This window comes from Brevundimonas sp. GW460-12-10-14-LB2 (assembly GCF_001636925.1).
Taxonomy (GTDB): domain Bacteria; phylum Pseudomonadota; class Alphaproteobacteria; order Caulobacterales; family Caulobacteraceae; genus Brevundimonas; species Brevundimonas vesicularis.
In genome coordinates this window covers 2,157,488-2,174,099 of the sequence record NZ_CP015511.1, presented here as the reverse complement: position 1 = coordinate 2,174,099, position 16,612 = coordinate 2,157,488, and the positions used below count along the sequence as shown (strand labels likewise).

Here is a 16,612-nt window from a genome sequence, read left to right as displayed (position 1 = left end):
TATCAATCGCGAAACCGGCGCCCGTCTGGCGCTGGACAAGAGGATCGCAAGGACCACGATGCTGAAGCGCAAGGAGTTCATTCTCGGGGCCGCGGCCGGCCTGACCCTGGCGGCGGCGGCGACCGCCGGCGGCGTCATCAACTGGCCTGGCGCACATGCGGAACCGCAGGCGGTGAACCGGATCACCCCGGTCCCGGCCAATGGCGACGCCTTCACGCCCCCGCCGGGAGCGCCGAGCAGCTTCGCGACCATCTTCGACCAGGTCTCGCCCGCCGTCGTTCAGATCGACGTGACGGTCAAGGTGGACCAGCCCCAGGGCGGCGCCTTCCAGATCCCCGGCCTGCCGTTCCAGTTCGTGCCGCCGCAAGGCCGTGGCGGTCAGGGCAATGATGAGCCTCAGACGACCCAAGGCGCCGGTTCGGGCTTCTTCATCTCGCAGGACGGCTTCATCGTCACCAACAACCACGTCGTCGCCGACGCGACCGAGATCAAGGTCAAGATGTCGGACGGCCGCGAACTGCCCGCCCGCCTGATCGGCCGCGATCCCGGCACCGACCTGGCGGTGATCAAGGTCGAGGGCAACGACTTCAAATACGTCAGCTTCGAAGAGACGGCAGAGCCGCGCGTAGGCGACTGGGTCATCGCCATCGGCAACCCCTTCGGCCTGGGCGGCACCGCCACGGCGGGCATCGTTTCGGCCAAGGCCCGCGACATCGATCCGTCGGGCTACAACGACTACATCCAGATCGACGCCGCCATCAACCGGGGCAACTCGGGCGGTCCGACCTTCGACATCCACGGCCGCGTCATCGGCGTGAACTCGGCCATCTATTCGCCCACGGGCGGCTCGGTCGGCATCGGCTTCGCCATTCCGGCGGACACCGCCAAGACGATCACCGAACGCCTGATGCGCGGTCAGTCGATCGAGCGCGGCTATGTGGGCCTGGGTCTTCGCACCCTCAGCCCCGACGGTTGGGAAGCCTTGGGCCAGCCCAAGGATTTCAAGGGCGCTCTGATCGAAAGCGTGACCGAGGACGGCCCGGCCTCGCGCGCCGGCGTCCAGGTCGGAGACCTTCTGGTGGGCGTGAACGGCCAGGCGGTGGCGAACAGCCAGGAAGCCACCCGTCGGGTCGGCGCGGCCAAGCCGGGCGACACCATTCGCCTGGAAGTGATTCGTGACGGTCGTCGCCAGACGCTGAACGTGCGCTCAGGCACCCGTCCTTCGGAAGAGGAGCTCGCTGCGTCGGAAGAGGGCGGAAGCGCCAATCCGGGGCAGAGCCAGCCTGGTCAGGGCGACACGATCGAAGGGCTCGCCGTCACCGCGATCACGCCGGCCGCGCGTTCGCGCTTCAGCCTGCCGGCCAGCGTCAACGGCGTCGTGATCACCAACGTCGAACAGGGTTCGGCTGCGGCGCGCCTCGGCTTCCAGCCGGGCTTCGTCATCACCCGCGCCAATGATCGCAACATCACGTCCGCCGCCGATCTGCGCGCAGCGGTGGCGGCGGCCAAACAGGCGGGTCGTCCCAGCATCCTGCTGTTCGTGCGCACGCCGCAGGGCACCAGCCCGGTGCCGTTGAAGTTCGCCGCCGGCGAATGATCGGCATTCTGACCAAGCCTTAACTCGTCAATCGCCGCCGATGCGCTACCATCGGCGGCGATTTTGATTCCGGGAGGGGTTTCGATGCGGATTCTGGTGGTCGAGGATGATGCCGAGGCGGCGACCGCCATGGTGCGGGGCCTGTCCGAAGCCGGGCATGAGGTCACCCACGCCGTGGATGGCGCCTTTGGCCTGCTGGAATCGCAGAAGGGCGGCTACGACGTCTATGTGGTGGACCGGATGATGCCGCGACTGGACGGCGTCGGCATGGTCGAGATGGTACGAAAGGGAGGCGATCAGACGCCTGTCCTGTTCCTGTCGGCCTTGGGCGAGGTTGAGGACCGGGTCACGGGGCTGAAGGCCGGCGCCGACGATTATCTGGTCAAACCCTACGCCTTCGCCGAACTGATCGCGCGGGTCGAGGCCCTGGCGCGTCGTCGCGAGACCGGCGGGGTGCAGACCGTGCTCAAAGTCGGCGACCTGGAGATGAACCTGATCGGCCGCACGGTGCATCGCGGCACGACAGAGATCGATCTTCAGCCGCGCGAGTTCCAGCTGCTCGAGTTCCTGATGCGCCACGCCGGCCAGTCGGTGACCCGCACCATGCTGCTGGAAAAGGTATGGGAATACCATTTCGACCCTCAGACTAACGTCATCGACGTCCACATCAGCCGCCTGCGCTCCAAGATCGACAAGGGCTTCGACCGCGCCATGCTGCAGACCGTGCGCGGGGCGGGGTATCGGTTGGAGGCGTGACTTGAGATCCTCCCCCGCAATGCGGGGGAGGGGGACCGCCGGCACGGCGGTGGAGGGGCGACCCCAGACACCGGCGCTGAAGCCGCCCCTCCACCACTTCGTGGTCCCCCTCCCCGTGAACGGGGAGGATTGTAGGTGCGTCTTCCCTCCCTCCTTCGCCGCACGCCTTTCCGGCTGACGCTGCTGTTTCTGGCGCTGTTCGTGGCGGCGGCGGGGGCGATCCTGGCCTATGTCTATTTCGCCTCGGCGTCAGAGGCTCAAGGCCGGGCCAGGGCGGATGTGGAGATCGAGCTGGGCGCCCTGACGGCGATCCACCGCACGCGCGGCATCGACGCCCTGAACCAGGCCTTGGTCGAACGCTCGATCCGGGGCGGGCCGTATCTGTATTTGCTGACCGACAAGGCCGGAAAGACGATCACCGGCAACATCACCGAATCCCCGATCGACATCGACCTCAGCCTGCCGGCCGGCGCCAGCGACTGGGAGACCTTCCGCCTGACTTCGACAGATTCAAAGGGCAAGGTCCAGCGACGCCGCTCAATCGGGGTCATGACCACGCTTTCGAGCGGAGAACATCTGTTCGTCGGTCAGGACATCGGCGACATCGAGGAATACCTCTCCCGCCTGACCCAGGCCCTATGGGGCGCCATGGCCCTGGTCATGCTGCTGGGCCTGGCGGGCGGTCTCTACATCAGCCGGCGGGTCGAAAACGCCATGGCCGGGCTGAACCGGGTCGTGCAGTCGGTGCAGGACGGCGACCTCAAGGTCCGTGCGCCCGTGCGCCACACCGGCGACGAACTGGATGAACTGGGCCAGGGGCTGAACACCATGCTGGATCGGCTGGAGGCGTCCATGTCTTCCATCCGCCACGCCGGCGACGCCATCGCCCACGACCTGCGCTCGCCCCTGACGCGGATGCGGGCCAAGCTGGAGGTCGCTCTGATCGACGCCGAAGCCGGCAAGATCGACGGGGTCGACGCCCTGGGCATCGCCCTTGATGAGGCCGACCATCTGCTGAAGACGTTCAACACTGTCCTGGCCATCGCGCGGCTGCAGGCGGGCGGGGCGCCGGACCCCAAGGTCATGGACGCGGCCGACCTCGCCGCCGACATGGCCGAGCTTTACGAACCGGCGGCCGAGGACAAGGACATCGATTTCTCGTCCGAGGTCGAAAAGGGGCTGATGATCGAGGGCAACCAGCCCTTCCTGGCCCAGGCCTTGGCCAACCTCATCGACAACGCCATCAAATACACCCCCGCCGGCGGAGCGGTGAAGCTGCGCGCGCGCCGCCGCTCGTCTGGCGAGATCGAATATTCGGTCACCGACACCGGACCGGGCGTGCCGGAAGAGGACCGCGAGCGGGTGGTCCAGCGGTTCGTGCGCCTGGACAACAGCCGCACCGAACCCGGCTCGGGCCTAGGTCTTTCGTTGGTCACGGCCGTCGCCGAGGCCCACGGCGGACGGGTCGTGTTGGACGAAGGCCCCGGCGCCTACGGCGACTTCGGACCGGGCTTGCGGGTGGCGCTGGTGCTGCCGCCGGCCTCGACCGGGATGAGCGGATGATCTGATGGCCCATCCAGAAACCTCGATCCCGCTGGCCTACGGCCTCACGCCCGCCGGTCCGGTCACAAACATCGCCGCCGCCGACCGCCTGCACGAAAGCCTGACCGAAGCCGCTGACGCCGACGGCTGGCGCGAGACTCTGGACGCCGCTTGGCCCTCTCTGGCGCCTGTCGCCGGCGCCTCGCCCTATCTCGCCGGTCTGATGCGGCGTCGCCCCGCCCATCTGCGAAGCCAGCTGGAAGCCGATCCAGCCGAGGCGCTGGAGCGGATCATTCGCGACACGGACGCGCTGGACGCCGAACCGGACGCGGTGCGCGCCCCGCTACGCGTGCTGAAGGCCGACTTGCACCTGCTGACCGCCCTGGCCGATCTGGGCGGCGTTTGGGATTTGGACCAGGTCACCGACGCCCTGTCCCTGTTCGCCGACGCCTCTTGCCGGGCCGCCCTGCGCGCGGTCGCCGCCGAACAGAGGGCGCGCGGCCGGCTGATCTCGCCGCCCGGCGATCCGCGCGGCCCTATTCCCGGCCTGTTCGGCCTGGCCATGGGCAAACATGGCGCCAACGAACTGAATTATTCGTCCGACATCGACATCTCGCTCTTCTTCGAGCCGCGCCTGATGGGCCTGGCCCTGCGCGAGGGCGAGGAAATGCAGGACTTCGCCAATCGTGTCGGCAAGGGGATCGCCACCCTGCTGACCGAGCGGACGGGCGACGGCTATGTCTTCCGCGTCGATCTGCGGCTGCGGCCGGACCCGTCCTCGACCCCGCCGGTCGTCGCGGGGCCGATGGCCCTGGCCTACTATGAGAGCGTCGGCCAGAACTGGGAGCGGGCGGCCTTCATCAAGGCGCGGCCGGTGCTGGGCGACATGCGCGCGGCGGGCCGGTTCCTTAAGGCCATGATCCCTTTCATCTGGCGGCGCAGCCTGGATTACGCGGCCGTCCTCGACATCCAGTCGATCAAGAAACAGATTCACGTCCACAAGACGGGCGAGGGACTGCAGGCCGCCGGGGCCAATCTGAAGCTGGGTCGCGGCGGCATCCGCGAGATCGAATTCTACGCCCAGACCCAGCAGCTGATCCTGGGCGGCCGCGATCCGGCTTTGCGCAAACAGCGCACGCTGGAGGCGTTGAAGGCCCTGGCCGACGCGCGCCATGTGCCCCAAGCGGTCTGCGAGGAACTGTCCACCGCCTATGTCGAGCTACGCGGGCTGGAGCACCGCGTGCAGATGCTCGACGACGAGCAGACCCATCGCCTGCCCGAGGATGACGAGCGCCGCGCCGCCGTCGCCGCCCTGGCCGGTTCGAACGACCTGGCCGCCTTCGACGGCCAGGTCGAGGCCCTGCTGGCGCGGGTCAACGCCCGCTATGGCGAACTGTTCGAGGGCGGCGAAGATCTGGCCTCCAGCTACGGCAGCCTGGTCTTCACCGGGGTCGAGAACGATCCCGAGACGCTGGAAACCCTGCGTCGCATGGGCTTTTCCGAGGCGCCGTCGGTCGCCGACACGATCCGCAGCTGGCATCACGGCCGCATCCCCGCGACGCGCACGGCGCGGGGCCGCGAACTGTTCACCCGCTTGGCGCCGCGCCTGCTGGAAGCTCTGGCCCGGTCCGGTGCGCCGGACGAGGCGTTCCGGCGTTTCGCGGTCTTCTTCTCCGGCCTGGCGGCGGGCGTGCAGGTCCAGGCCCTGTTCCTGAACCAGCCCAAACTGTTCGAGATGGTGCTGGGCGTCATGGCCTTCGCGCCGCGTCTGGCGCGCACTCTGGGTCGGCAACCGGCGGCGCTGGACGGGGTGCTGGACGCCCGTTTCCTGGTCGATCTGTCCGAAGAGACCGGCCTGACCGAACAGATGCTGCGCGAGGCGGGCGAGACCGAAGATTTCGAAGGGGGCCATGAACGCCGTGCGCCGCCTGCACCGCGAGCAGATGTTCCGCATCGGCATCCACGCCCTGACCGGCCGGGCGGGGGCCGAGGCGGCGGGCCGCGCCTACGCCGCCCTGGCCGAAGCCGCCATGCGCACCCTGTCGCCCGCCGCCCTGGCCGAGACCGAACGGCTGGGCGGCGCCTTCCCCGGTGCGGTGGCGGTGGTCGCCTTGGGCAAGGCCGGATCGCGCGAGATGACGGCCGGATCTGATCTCGATCTGATGACCCTGTACGAGGCGCCGCCCGAGGCGACCTCCGAGATCAAGGGCTGGACCGCCGACGTCTTCTACGCCCGCTTCACCCAGCGGCTGATCGCGGCCCTGTCGGCGCATACGGCGGAAGGCGGCCTCTATGAGGTGGACATGCGCCTGCGCCCCACCGGCTCCAAGGGGCCGGTGTCGGTGCGGCTGAAGGCGTTCGACGCCTATTACGCCAAGGAGGCCGAGACCTGGGAGTTCATGGTTCTGACCCGCGCCCGCGTGGTCTGGGCCAGCGATCCCAAGTTCGGCGCCCAGGTCTCGGCCGCCATCGAGGCCGCCCTGCGTCGCCCGCGTCCCGGCGTCGATGTCGCCGCCGATGTCCGAAAGATGCGTAGCCTGATGGATCGCGAGCGTCGCCCGCACGGCTTCTGGGACTTGAAGCTGTCGCCCGGCGGGCAGGTGGACGCCGAGTTCGCCGCCCAGTTCCGCCAGCTTCAGGCCGCCGCCATCGGCGAGCCCTTGACCCTGTCGACGCTTGAGGCCCTTCACGACGACCCGGTCCTGGCCGAGGCCTGGCGCGTGCAGCAGCGGCTGGCCCACCTTCTGGCCGCCGCCTTCGAGGGGGCGGGTCGATCCGGAGGGCGAACCCGGCGTCTTCCAGCTGCGCCTGGCCGAGGCCGCCGGCGCGCCGGACTTCGACACGCTGAAGACCGAGCTGACCGACCTGCGCGCGCGGGCGCGAAAGGCCTTCGAGCGTGCGGTTCCAGCAGGCCGCGACGGAGAATCCGCAACGCCGCGTTCAATCTCCTGACAGGGCAATGTCAAAGGGCGCCAAACGCGCCCGTGGAGATGATCGAGATGAGAAACACCTTTCTGACCGGCCTGGGCGTCATCGCTCTGGCCGCCGCCGCCGGCGCCGCAACCGCCCAGGTTCCGCCGGCTCCCGTCGTCGGCGCGCTTGCGCCGCATCATGCGCGTGCGGATCCGAACCGCCAGATCACCCGCGCCGAGTTCGTCGATGCGCGCATCGCGCGTCTCACCGCGCTGGACACCAACCGTGACGGCGTGGTCAGCCCCGAGGAACGCGCCGCCGCCATGCAGGCCCGTCGCGCCGAACGGGCGGGCGACCGCTTCGCCAAGCTGGATGCGAACGGCGACGGCTCCATCAGCCGGACCGAGTTCGACGCCGGCCATGCCGCACGCCCGGATCGCGGTCCGCGCGCTGAACGCGCCGGTCATCGTGAGGGCCGTCGCGGCGGCGCGCATCGCGCCATGCGCGGCCAAGGACGCGAACGCGGGCCGGTGGTGATCGCCGAAGCCTCCGCCAAGCTGGGCGAGCGGTTCGACAAGATGGACGCTGACCGCGACGGCGTGATCTCCGCCGACGAGCGCCGGGCGGCCATGTCCGCGCAGCGTGAGCAACGGCAGGAACGCCGCGCGGCCCGCCAGGCGCAGCGTCCGGTACAACAACCCGCTTCCCCCGTCCCGGCTTCGGAGTAAGACGGTGTCGGGGTCGGCCGTCGTGAACGCACCGGTCCCTTTCGTCAGCAGCGGAAGAGGCAAGTTTGGTCGCGATCGTCGACCCCGACGAGGATCTGGTGCGGCGCGTGGGGCAGGGCGACCCGGCTGCGGCGCAGACGCTCGTCTCGCGCAAGCTGCCGCGCATCCTGTCGCTGGCCCAGCGCATGTTGGGCGATGCGGTCGAGGCCGAGGACGTGGCCCAGGAGACGATGCTCAAGGCCTGGCGTCAGGCGCCCAAATGGACGCCCGGCAAGGCCCGGTTCGACACCTGGCTGCACCGGGTCGCGCTGAACCTCTGTTACGATCGGCTGAGGCGTCGGCGCGAAATTCCGACAGACACGCCGCCGGATCGTCCCGACGAAGGCCCGGCGCCGGATCGCGGTCTGCTGGCGGCCGAGACGGGCGTGCGGGTCACGGCGGCCCTGAAACGGCTGCCGGACCGACAGCGCGAGGCCATCGTCCTGTGCCATTATCAGGAGCTGTCGAATATCGATGCGGCGGCCCTGATGGAGATCAGCGTAGAGGCGCTGGAGAGTTTGTTGTCGCGCGGTCGTCGCGCATTGCGTCTGGCCCTTTCGGACATCGGTTCAGGGTCGATTAGAGGAGACGGACGATGAAGGCGGAACGGTTGCACGAACTGGCGGACGCCTATGGCGCCGACCTGCGTCGGTGGCCCGCGTCCGAGCGCGCCTTCGCCGAAAGCCTGATCGCCGCCGATCCGTCGCTGAAGGCGGTGCTGGACGAGGCGGCCGCGCTGGACGCTCTGCTCGACGCCGCGCCCAAACCTGTCCCGTCCTCCGCCCTGATCGCGCGCATCCTTGCGGCTGCGCCCCGGGCGAAAAGTCGTCTGGGCAAGGCGATCTGGTATCTGGGCGCCGGCTGGGCCGCCGCGGCCTGTGCGGGCGTGGTCGCCGGCGTCGGCCTGACCACCCATCTGACCGCCGACGCGCGCGCCGATGCGGTGCTTTACCAATCCTCGCTGACGGGCGTGGATGACACGGAACTGCTGGGATGACGTCCAAGAGCCTGAAGATCGCCTTGGCCGTCTCGGTGGCCCTGAACCTGTTCGCCGTGGCGGGCGGGGTCACCTATGTCGTCAATCGCGACCGGATCGAACGCCGGATCGAGGACCAACGCCGTCCGGGGCGCGAGGGACCGCTGGCCGAGGTGCTGGCCGATCTGGATCCGGCCGTGCGCCAGCGCGTGCGCACCTCGCTGCGAGAATCGGCCCTGGCGGCGCGTCCTGATTTCGAGGCGGCCCGCGCCGCCCGGCGCGAGGCCATCGACGTCGCCGGTCAGCCGACCCTGGACGCGGCCCGGGTCGAAAGCCTGCTGGAACAGTCCAGATCCGCCGAGATGCGGGGACGCACGCGCCTGGAAAACGGCGCGGTCGCGGTGCTGGCGACGCTGACGCCCGAGGAGCGCAAGGCCCTGGCCCCGATCCTTCAGCGTAAGGGCGCCGCCCGTCGCGCCGCAGCCCACGGGCCGGATCACCGTCAGCCGGACGACCGCGCGCCACGCTGACGGCGCTTGAGCGCTCAGCCCTTCTTGGACGCGCGGAACGCGGCGACGGCGTTCACCGCCGAGCGCACAGACGCCTCGATGGCGGCCCAGTCGCCCGACTTCACGGCGTCGTCGGTCACCAGTTTGGAGCCCATGCCCGCCGCGACGATGCCCGCGCCGAACCATTTGGCGATGGACGCCTCGTCCGGATCGACGCCGCCCGTGGGCATGATCTTGACCCAGGGCATCGGGCCCTTGACCGCCTTGACGAAGTCGGGTCCGCCGACCGACGAGCCGGGGAACAGTTTGACGATGTCGCAGCCCAGTTCGTGCGCCTCGCCGATGTCGGTCACCGACCCGCAGCCGGGGAAATAGGCGACCATGCGACGGTTGCAGACCTTGGCCACGTCGGGGATCAGGCAGGGGCTGACCACGAACCGCGCGCCCCGGTTCAGATAAAGCGAGGCCGTGCCCGCATCGACAACCGAACCTATGCCCAAGACGACGTTCGGGTCGGTCTTGATCAGTTCGCGATTGATCTCGCCGAACAGGTCACAGGCGAAGTCCCCGCGATTGGTGAACTCGACCACCGGCGCCCCGCCGCGCGCGCAGGCGCGAATGACATTCAGGCTGACCTCGGCGTCGGGATGGTAGAAGACCGGGCACACGCCCTGGGTCTGAAGCGCCTGAAGCACGCTGACGCGATCATGGGCCATGGACGGGTTCCTCTGCGATAGGTTCGCGTCCGACCTCCGCTGTCGCGAACGCAAGGTCAAGTCAAACCGCGTTAGCGACCCTGCGCCAAGGCCGTCAGACGCATGACCAAGGCGCTGTCCGCGTCGAACAGCGGGTCCAGGACGGTGAAATGGTTCAGGTTGGGCAGGGGCTCGAACCGCGTCTCGGCCCCGGCGTCGCCCCAGCGTGCGGCCATGGCGCGGCTCTGGTCCACGAAGGCGTCGCTTTCGGCGCCGCCGACGATGCAGTTCAGAACTGCGCCGGCGGGCGCCCGCCATCGGATAGGCGACAGAGCTTGAGCCTCGGCCGTATTGAGATCCAGGGCGATGTTGAGCGAGGTGGGGATCAGCGGCTCCAGATCGAACACGCCCGAGATGGCGACCGCCGCCGAGGCCCGCCCGTCCGCCAGCAGGCAGGCCGCCATATGCCCGCCTGCCGAATGGCCGCTGACGACCGGCGCATCGCCGGTGCGGGCATGGATCAGGTCGACCGCCGTCCGCGCCTGATCGACGATCCGGCCCAGCCGCACGCTGGGCGCCAGGTCATAGGTCGGGATGGCCACGCTGACGCCGTGGGCCAGCAGGGGCGGCGCCACGAAGCTGAACCAGCTCGCATCCAGCGCCTGCCAGTAGCCGCCGTGCAGGAAGACCAGGACCGGCGCGCCGTTCCCGGCGTCGAACCAGTCGATCCACTCGCGCTCTCTTGGGCCGTATTTCAGGACCTGCGGCGGATGGGCGGCGCGGGCGGTCTCCGATCCCGCCTTCCAGCGCGCCATCACGGCGGGGTGGTCGGGGACCAGGGCGCGGTTGTTGTATTGCGCCTCCAGCACGGCGTCTGTGTCTTGCGGCTTACCCGTCACGTCTTCGTCCGCTAGAAGCGCCCTCGAACCAGAGGACTGATCCGCCATGATGACCGCCATCTTCGTCTTCATCAAATGCGAGCTGGGCTACGCCAACGACGTGGCGGCCGATATCGTGGACAATGTCGAGAACGTCTCGGAGGTCTATTCCACCTCGGGCCAGCACGACCTGCTGGCCAAGTTCAATCTGCCGCGTGACGCCGACATCGGCACCTTCGTGACGAAACAGGTCCAGACGCGACCGCACGTGCGCGACACCTTCACCGTCATCACCTTCTCGCCCTTCCTGCCGAGCAAAGGCTAGGGCGCCGCCTTTCGCCTGACCTTGTCCTTGCGATCCTCGGCCTCGTCGTCGTCGCCGACCTTTTCCTCGACCGTGGCCGACAGGCGCTGGAAGACGCCCAGGCCCACCAGCACCAGCACCGAGGCGATCAGCAGGGCGGTGGGATAGAGCAACTGCGCCACGTCCTCGCGCGCCGTCTTGAACACCACGACCAACGCTTCGAGGAACAGGGCGATGACGATGGTCGACAGGAACTTCGTCAGGCTGCGCCGGGCCTCGGCGGCGCTGCGCTTTTCGTTGCCGCGTCGAACCTCGTCCTCGAAGATGTATTTGGCCACGTCGAACACGGCGATGGCGACGATGACATAGCCCAGCACGTCCAGAACTGCATCGGCGCCGGACTTGTCGGGCGAGCCGATGCCGTGCAGCGCATCCTTCACCCCGAACCCGATCAGGGCCATGGCTGCCAGCAACAGCAGCAGGCTGGCGAAGGCGAACACCGCCCGGGTCAGATAGGTCATGGAAATCCCTCCGCGAGGCCACAGCAACGCGCCAACCGCCAAGCTGTTGCCTGACGGGCAAAGGGTGACGCTGGCGCCGGGGACGGCTAAACGAGGGGCATAGGGAGACACGACATGACGCGATCCAACGCGCCCGCCTACATGACCGGTTTCGGCAATCATTTCGCGACCGAGGCCGCGCCCGGCGCCCTGCCGGTGGGCCGAAACTCGCCGCAGAAGACGCCGATGGGCCTGTATGCCGAACAGCTGTCCGGCACCGCCTTCACCGCCCCGCGCGCCGAGAACCGGCGCAGCTGGCTCTATCGCCTGCGTCCGTCGGCCCAGCATGGGCCTTACGCGCCCTTCGATCAGGGGCGGGTCCGCTCCGGTCCGTTCGACGAGACGCCGCCTAATCCCAACCGGATGCGCTGGGATCCGCTGCCGATACCGCAGGCTGCGACCGACTGGGTCGAGGGGCTGACGACCTATGGCGGCAATGGCGAGCCTGACGGCGGGGCCGGGGCGGGCATTCACCTGTATGTCGCCAACCGATCGATGACCGACCGGGTCTTCTATGACGCCGACGGCGAACTGCTGATCGTGCCTCAGGAAGGCGACCATCGCTTCATCACCGAGTTCGGCGTGATCGAGGCCCAGCCGGGCCACATCGTCCTGATCCCGCGCGGCGTACGCTTCCGCGTCGAGATTGAGAGGCCGGTGCGCGGCTATGTCTGCGAGAACTACGGCAGCCCGTTCCGCCTGCCGGATCTGGGCCCCATCGGCTCGAACGGCCTGGCCAATCCGCGCGACTTCGAGACCCCGATCGCGGCCTATGAGGACGTGGATCGCCCGACCGAGTGCGTCCAGAAATACGGCGGCCGCCTGTGGGCCACGACCTTCGATCACAGCCCGCTGGACGTCGTCGCCTGGCACGGCAATCTGGCGCCCTGCCGCTATGACACGGCGCGCTTCAACACGATCAACACCGTCAGCTACGACCACCCCGATCCGTCGATCTTCACGGTCCTGACCAGTCCGTCCGAGACGCCGGGCACGGCCAATATCGACTTCGTCATCTTCCCGCCGCGCTGGATGGTGGCCGAGGACACCTTCCGCCCGCCGTGGTTCCATCGCAACGTGATGAGCGAGTTCATGGGTCTGGTGACCGGCGCCTATGACGCCAAGGCCGGCGGCTTCGCGCCGGGCGGCGCGTCGCTGCACAACCGCATGAGCGGCCACGGCCCCGATCAGGCCAGCTATGACGGCGCGATCAAGGCCGAGCTGAAGCCGCACAAGATCGAAAACACCCTGGCCTTCATGTTCGAGACGCGCATGCCGATCCGCGTCACGAAATGGGCGTCGGAATCACCGCAGATGCAGCTCGACTACGACGACGTCTGGTCAGGCTTCACCAAAGGACAGATCTCATGATCCGCATTTCCCTCATCGCCGCCGTCGCGCTTCTGGCCGCCGCCTGCTCGCCCCAGACCACGGGCGCGGCGTCGGATGCGCCGATGCAGAGCGCCGACGCCGCGTCCTGCGCCACGCGCGGCGGCACGATGAAACAGGTTGGGCGGATGCAGTCCTGGCAGTGCGTCATCTCCTACGCCGACGCCGGCAAGCGATGCACCGACGGCGATCAGTGCCAAGGCGACTGCCGCATCGAGGGCAACAGCGGCGTGACGCCGGGGACGGCGGCGACCGGCGTCTGCCAGGCGACCAGCGACCGTTTCGGCTGCAATACGACGGTCGAGGACGGCAAGGCCGGCCCGACCCTGTGCATCGACTGAGGTCGCAGGCACGAAAAAGCCCCCGTCGCGAACGACGGGGGGCTGATCCATCCGTAAACGGATTTAGTCGGTCGCCAGATCTTAGTGGGTCGAAGGCGTGTTGGCCGTCGTAGCGCCGCCATCAGCGTTGCCGGCTTGCTGCTCGACCATGTCGGCCTTGCGGTCGGCGTTCTTCTCGACCTGGTCGGCCTGGGCGTTCAGGGCGTCGGCCTGAGCGGCGGTCGGAGCGGTCGCGGCTTGCGATTCCAGCTGGTCGGCGCGGGCTTCGCCCGTCGCTTCGATGGCGTCGGCTTGCTTTTCAGCGGCCTTGTCGGCGGCGCTTTCACCGCAGGCGGCGACGCCGGCCAGCATGAAGACCGAAGCGGCGGCGATGGCGAACTTTTTCATTTGAGTTTCCTCTCCTAGGTGGAAACTCTCAAACGCTACGGTGACGGTTCGGTTCACGCCGCCGTGAGATTTTCGTGATCGCCCGCCGCGTCAGCCCTCCGACTGGGCGAAGGCGACCCGCGCAGCGCCCAGCAGGGCGGCGTGTTTGTGCATGATCACCTTGGTCGGAATGTCCTGCATATATTCCTTGAACCGGCCCTTGCGCTCGAACCGCTGGCGGAAAGGGCTGGCCTTGATGAAGGGCAGGATGCGCGGAACGATGCCGCCGGCGATATAGACGCCGCCGCGCGCGCCGGTGGTCAGGGCGATGTCGCCGGCGACCGCGCCCAAGATGGCGCAGAAGCGGGCCAGGGTCGCGCCGCACGGGCTGTTCGGATCGGCCAGGGCCGTTGCGGTGATCTGAGCCGGATCGTCGATGTGGGTCTCGCGCCCGTCGATCTCGGCCAAGGCCCGGTGCATGTTCAGCAGCCCCGGCCCGCAGATCAGACGCTCGATCGACACCCGGTCATAGCGGCGACGCAGGATGCGCAGGATTTCATCCTCGACCGGATCGCCGGGGGGGGAAGCAGGCGTGTCCGCCCTCGGACGGCATGGCCATTTCCTTGCCGGCCGCATCCCGCACCAGGGCCGAGACCCCGAAGCCTGTGCCAGGGCCGAGCACCGCGACGGTGCAGTGCGGATCGCCGTCGACCGGCCCGCCCAGGCTCTCCAGCTGGTCTTCCGGCACGATGGGCGCGCCCCAGGCCAGGGCCTCGAAGTCGTTGATCAGCTTGACCGGCTTCAGGCCCAGGGTCTGAAGCTCCGCCTCCGACACCTGCCAGGGCGAGTTGGTCAGGTCGATGGCGCCGTCCGTCACCGGGCCGGCGACAGCGATCACGCCGCCCGTCGGCTTGACCTCGCAGCCGTCGATGAAGGCGGCGACGCCTTCCAGGAAGGTCGGATAGGTCTCGGCCGGGAAGCTCTCGTGGTGGTCCAGCACGGGCTTGCCGTCCACCATGCGGGCCACGGCGAAGCGGGCGTTCGTGCCGCCGACATCGCCAACAAGCTGGGGGCCGACGAGAAGGGTCTTGTCATTCATTGGGCGTTTCCTGCGCTCGGTTCGGTGGATTAGGCGTCCACGGTCCGATCGACGAAGTTGGGATTGGGCGGGGTGTCGTCGTTGCCGCGCGAACCGGTCGGCAGGGCGAAACAGACCGTCGCCCCCTGTTCGGCCGTCGTGACCACATGGCGGAAGGCGCCGAACAGCTCACGGCCATAGCCCCAGGACGAACCCTCGGCGTTGACGGCGGACCGGGCGGCCAGCGGACGAGCGGTCAGGTCGGAAACGCCGACGGTGGTCAGGACCCCGGCCTCGGCGTCCAGGCGGATGATGTCGCCGTCCTGAACATGGGCCAGCGGGCCGCCGGCCAGGGCCTCGGGCGAAACGTGGATCGCGGCGGGCGTCTTGCCGCTGGCGCCCGACATGCGGCCGTCGGTGACGAAGGCGACCTTGAACCCCTTGTCCTGAATGACGGACAGGGCGGGCGACAGGCTGTGCAGTTCGGGCATGCCGTTCGCCTTGGGCCCCTGGAAGCGCAGGACCACGACCACGTCGCGGAACAGCTTGCCGTCCCGGAAGGCCTGGAGCGCATCTTCCTGGGTCTCGAACACGGCGGCGGGCGCCTCGACGATGCGGTTCTCGGGTTTGACGGCGGAGATCTTGATGACCGCGCGTCCCAGATCGCCCTGAACCAAACGCAGGCCCCCCTCCTTGTCGAAGGGATTCGAGGCGGGGCGCAGGATGTCGAGATCGAGACTTTCCTGGACCCCATCGCGCCAGACCAGTTCGCCGTCCACCATCGACGGTTCCTGGAAATAGGCCTGGATGCCCTGACCCATGATGGTCGTCACGTCGGTATGGATATTGCCCGCCATCGCCAGCTCACGCGCGATGAAGGCGACGCCGCCGGCGGCCTGGAAGGCGTTCACATCGGCCGAACCGTTCGGATATACCCGCGCCAGCAACGGCGTGACCGACGACAGCTCGTCCATGTCGGTCCAGTCGATCAGCACGCCTGCCGCCCGCGCCATGGCGACCAGGTGAATGGCGTGATTGGTCGAGCCGCCGGTGGCCAGCAGGGCCACGATCATGTTGACGATGGACTTCTCGTCGATGACGTCGGCCATGCGGCACTCGCCGCTGCGGGCCAGTTCGACCGCCCGTTTCGCCGCCGCCGCCGTCAGGGCGTCGCGCAGGCCGGTGTCGGGATGGACGAAAGCGGTGGAGGGCATGTGCAGGCCGCCCAGCTCCATCATCATCTGGTTGGAGTTGGCAGTGCCGTAGAAGGTGCAGGTGCCGGGCGAGTGATAGCTGCCGATCTCGCTTTCCAGCAGGGTCTGACGATCGACCTTGTTCTGCGCATATTCGGCCCGCACCCGGGCCTTTTCCGCGTTCGGAATGCCCGACGGCATCGGACCGGCTGGGGCGAAGACGACCGGCAGATGGCCGAAGGCCAGGGCGCCCATGAACAGGCCCGGTACGATCTTGTCGCACACGCCCAGCATCAGACCGGCGTCGAAGGCGTCGTGCGTCAGGGCGATGCCCGCCGACATGGCGATCAGGTCGCGGCTGAACAGCGACAGCTCCATGCCCGGACGACCCTGGGTGACGCCATCGCACATGGCGGGGGTGCCGCCGGCGACCTGGGCCGTGGCGCCGACCTCGCGCACGGCCTTGCGCACCACGTCGGGGAAGCGTTCGAACGGCTGGTGGGCCGACAGCATGTCGTTATAGGCGGTGACGATGCCGAGGTTGGGCTTGGACCCGTCCATCGCCGTCAGCTTGTCGGCGATGGTCTGGCCCGCGAAGGCGTGGGCCCAGTTGGCGCAGCTCAGCTTGGCGCGTCCGGCGCCGCTGTCGCGCGCGGCGTCCATGCGACGGATGTAGTCGGCGCGGGTCTCGCGGCTTTTTTCGACGATGCGGGCGGTGACGGCCGCCACGGTGGGATGAAGCGCCATT

Annotated in this window: 17 protein-coding genes and 1 pseudogene; 11 read left to right on the top strand and 7 right to left on the bottom strand. The window is 68.5% G+C overall.

The window, feature by feature from the left end; translation table 11 throughout:
• Positions 1-58 precede the first annotated feature (58 nt).
• The 8 genes and pseudogenes from A4249_RS10815 to A4249_RS10780 all read left to right on the top strand — a co-directional run bounded on the left by A4249_RS10815 (position 59) and on the right by A4249_RS10780 (position 9,081).
• Positions 59-1,597, top strand: coding sequence for a Do family serine endopeptidase (locus tag A4249_RS10815; RefSeq protein ID WP_066552562.1), 1,539 nt, complete (start codon positions 59-61; stop codon positions 1,595-1,597).
• A gap of 84 nt (positions 1,598-1,681) precedes the next feature.
• Positions 1,682-2,353 (top strand): response regulator transcription factor, encoded by a 672-nt coding sequence (locus A4249_RS10810; RefSeq protein WP_066552560.1) that lies wholly within the window; start codon positions 1,682-1,684, stop codon positions 2,351-2,353.
• A 135-nt stretch (positions 2,354-2,488) separates the two neighbouring features.
• Entirely contained in the window at positions 2,489-3,916 is a 1,428-nt protein-coding gene (locus tag A4249_RS10805) for a sensor histidine kinase (protein WP_066552559.1), read from the top strand.
• Between the two features lie 4 nt (positions 3,917-3,920).
• A pseudogene (locus A4249_RS17185) lies at positions 3,921-6,847 on the top strand (bifunctional [glutamine synthetase] adenylyltransferase/[glutamine synthetase]-adenylyl-L-tyrosine phosphorylase).
• 38 nt (positions 6,848-6,885) lie between these two features.
• Positions 6,886-7,536, top strand: coding sequence for an EF-hand domain-containing protein (locus tag A4249_RS17180; protein ID WP_066552557.1), 651 nt, complete (start codon positions 6,886-6,888; stop codon positions 7,534-7,536).
• Positions 7,537-7,601: 65 nt separating this feature from the next.
• The gene (locus A4249_RS10790; RefSeq protein ID WP_066552555.1) at positions 7,602-8,174 is read left to right on the top strand and encodes an RNA polymerase sigma factor; all 573 of its coding nucleotides are present in this window, start codon (positions 7,602-7,604) and stop codon (positions 8,172-8,174) included.
• Positions 8,171-8,572 carry a hypothetical protein gene (locus A4249_RS10785; RefSeq protein WP_066552549.1) on the top strand — a complete coding sequence of 134 codons (402 nt, stop codon included), beginning with the start codon at positions 8,171-8,173 and terminating at the stop codon, positions 8,570-8,572. The genes A4249_RS10790 and A4249_RS10785 overlap by 4 nt, the downstream gene beginning before the upstream one ends.
• A complete protein-coding gene (locus A4249_RS10780; RefSeq protein ID WP_066552547.1) occupies positions 8,569-9,081 on the top strand; it encodes a periplasmic heavy metal sensor in 513 nt (170 codons plus the stop codon). The genes A4249_RS10785 and A4249_RS10780 overlap by 4 nt, the downstream gene beginning before the upstream one ends.
• A 14-nt stretch (positions 9,082-9,095) precedes the next feature.
• On the opposite strand, the gene A4249_RS10775 is transcribed toward A4249_RS10780, so the two are convergent.
• Complete coding sequence (locus A4249_RS10775; protein WP_055752818.1) at positions 9,096-9,776, bottom strand: bifunctional 4-hydroxy-2-oxoglutarate aldolase/2-dehydro-3-deoxy-phosphogluconate aldolase; 681 nt, start codon at positions 9,774-9,776, stop codon at positions 9,096-9,098.
• A 71-nt stretch (positions 9,777-9,847) separates the two neighbouring features.
• Positions 9,848-10,702, bottom strand: coding sequence for an alpha/beta hydrolase (locus A4249_RS10770; protein ID WP_197458376.1), 855 nt, complete (start codon positions 10,700-10,702; stop codon positions 9,848-9,850).
• Between A4249_RS10770 and A4249_RS10765 the strand changes: the two genes are divergently transcribed.
• Complete coding sequence (locus tag A4249_RS10765; RefSeq protein WP_039244189.1) at positions 10,701-10,958, top strand: Lrp/AsnC ligand binding domain-containing protein; 258 nt, start codon at positions 10,701-10,703, stop codon at positions 10,956-10,958. The genes A4249_RS10770 and A4249_RS10765 overlap by 2 nt on opposite strands.
• Here the strand turns inward: A4249_RS10765 and A4249_RS10760 are convergent.
• The gene (locus A4249_RS10760; protein ID WP_045811869.1) at positions 10,955-11,458 is read right to left on the bottom strand and encodes a hypothetical protein; all 504 of its coding nucleotides are present in this window, start codon (positions 11,456-11,458) and stop codon (positions 10,955-10,957) included. The genes A4249_RS10765 and A4249_RS10760 overlap by 4 nt on opposite strands.
• Before the next feature lie 114 nt (positions 11,459-11,572).
• Between A4249_RS10760 and hmgA the strand changes: the two genes are divergently transcribed.
• The gene (gene hmgA, locus A4249_RS10755; protein WP_197458375.1) at positions 11,573-12,868 is read left to right on the top strand and encodes a homogentisate 1,2-dioxygenase; all 1,296 of its coding nucleotides are present in this window, start codon (positions 11,573-11,575) and stop codon (positions 12,866-12,868) included.
• The gene (locus A4249_RS10750) at positions 12,865-13,227 is read left to right on the top strand and encodes a hypothetical protein (RefSeq protein ID WP_066552546.1); all 363 of its coding nucleotides are present in this window, start codon (positions 12,865-12,867) and stop codon (positions 13,225-13,227) included. The genes hmgA and A4249_RS10750 overlap by 4 nt, the downstream gene beginning before the upstream one ends.
• A gap of 81 nt (positions 13,228-13,308) precedes the next feature.
• Here A4249_RS10750 and A4249_RS10745 read toward each other — a convergent pair whose 3' ends face one another.
• From A4249_RS10745 to edd, 4 genes are all read right to left on the bottom strand, one after another.
• Positions 13,309-13,614, bottom strand: a complete 306-nt coding sequence (locus A4249_RS10745) for a hypothetical protein (protein ID WP_055752822.1) — start codon at positions 13,612-13,614, stop codon at positions 13,309-13,311.
• Positions 13,615-13,704: 90 nt separating this feature from the next.
• A complete protein-coding gene (locus tag A4249_RS17010; protein ID WP_250637022.1) occupies positions 13,705-14,115 on the bottom strand; it encodes a glucokinase in 411 nt (136 codons plus the stop codon).
• Between the two features lie 34 nt (positions 14,116-14,149).
• Complete coding sequence (locus A4249_RS17005; protein ID WP_250637021.1) at positions 14,150-14,692, bottom strand: glucokinase; 543 nt, start codon at positions 14,690-14,692, stop codon at positions 14,150-14,152.
• Positions 14,693-14,721: 29 nt separating this feature from the next.
• Positions 14,722-16,611 carry a phosphogluconate dehydratase gene (edd, locus tag A4249_RS10735; protein WP_066552545.1) on the bottom strand — a complete coding sequence of 630 codons (1,890 nt, stop codon included), beginning with the start codon at positions 16,609-16,611 and terminating at the stop codon, positions 14,722-14,724.
• Between the last annotated feature and the right edge of the window lies 1 nt (position 16,612).

Excerpts from the sequence above, each read along its gene's own strand:
- A4249_RS10815 (WP_066552562.1), top strand. The coding sequence starts at position 59 with ATGCTGAAGCGCAAGGAGTTCATTCTCGGGGCCGCGGCCGGCCTGACC.
- A4249_RS10810 (WP_066552560.1), top strand. The coding sequence starts at position 1,682 with ATGCGGATTCTGGTGGTCGAGGATGATGCCGAGGCGGCGACCGCCATG.
- A4249_RS17180 (WP_066552557.1), top strand. The coding sequence starts at position 6,886 with ATGATCGAGATGAGAAACACCTTTCTGACCGGCCTGGGCGTCATCGCT.
- A4249_RS10785 (WP_066552549.1), top strand. The coding sequence starts at position 8,171 with ATGAAGGCGGAACGGTTGCACGAACTGGCGGACGCCTATGGCGCCGAC.
- A4249_RS10780 (WP_066552547.1), top strand. The coding sequence starts at position 8,569 with ATGACGTCCAAGAGCCTGAAGATCGCCTTGGCCGTCTCGGTGGCCCTG.
- A4249_RS10775 (WP_055752818.1), bottom strand. The coding sequence starts at position 9,776 with ATGGCCCATGATCGCGTCAGCGTGCTTCAGGCGCTTCAGACCCAGGGC.
- A4249_RS10765 (WP_039244189.1), top strand. The coding sequence starts at position 10,701 with ATGATGACCGCCATCTTCGTCTTCATCAAATGCGAGCTGGGCTACGCC.
- A4249_RS10770 (WP_197458376.1), bottom strand. The coding sequence starts at position 10,702 with ATGGCGGATCAGTCCTCTGGTTCGAGGGCGCTTCTAGCGGACGAAGAC.
- A4249_RS10760 (WP_045811869.1), bottom strand. The coding sequence starts at position 11,458 with ATGACCTATCTGACCCGGGCGGTGTTCGCCTTCGCCAGCCTGCTGCTG.
- hmgA (WP_197458375.1), top strand. The coding sequence starts at position 11,573 with ATGACGCGATCCAACGCGCCCGCCTACATGACCGGTTTCGGCAATCAT.
- A4249_RS10750 (WP_066552546.1), top strand. The coding sequence starts at position 12,865 with ATGATCCGCATTTCCCTCATCGCCGCCGTCGCGCTTCTGGCCGCCGCC.
- A4249_RS10745 (WP_055752822.1), bottom strand. The coding sequence starts at position 13,614 with ATGAAAAAGTTCGCCATCGCCGCCGCTTCGGTCTTCATGCTGGCCGGC.
- A4249_RS17005 (WP_250637021.1), bottom strand. The coding sequence starts at position 14,692 with ATGAATGACAAGACCCTTCTCGTCGGCCCCCAGCTTGTTGGCGATGTC.
- edd (WP_066552545.1), bottom strand. The coding sequence starts at position 16,611 with ATGGCGCTTCATCCCACCGTGGCGGCCGTCACCGCCCGCATCGTCGAA.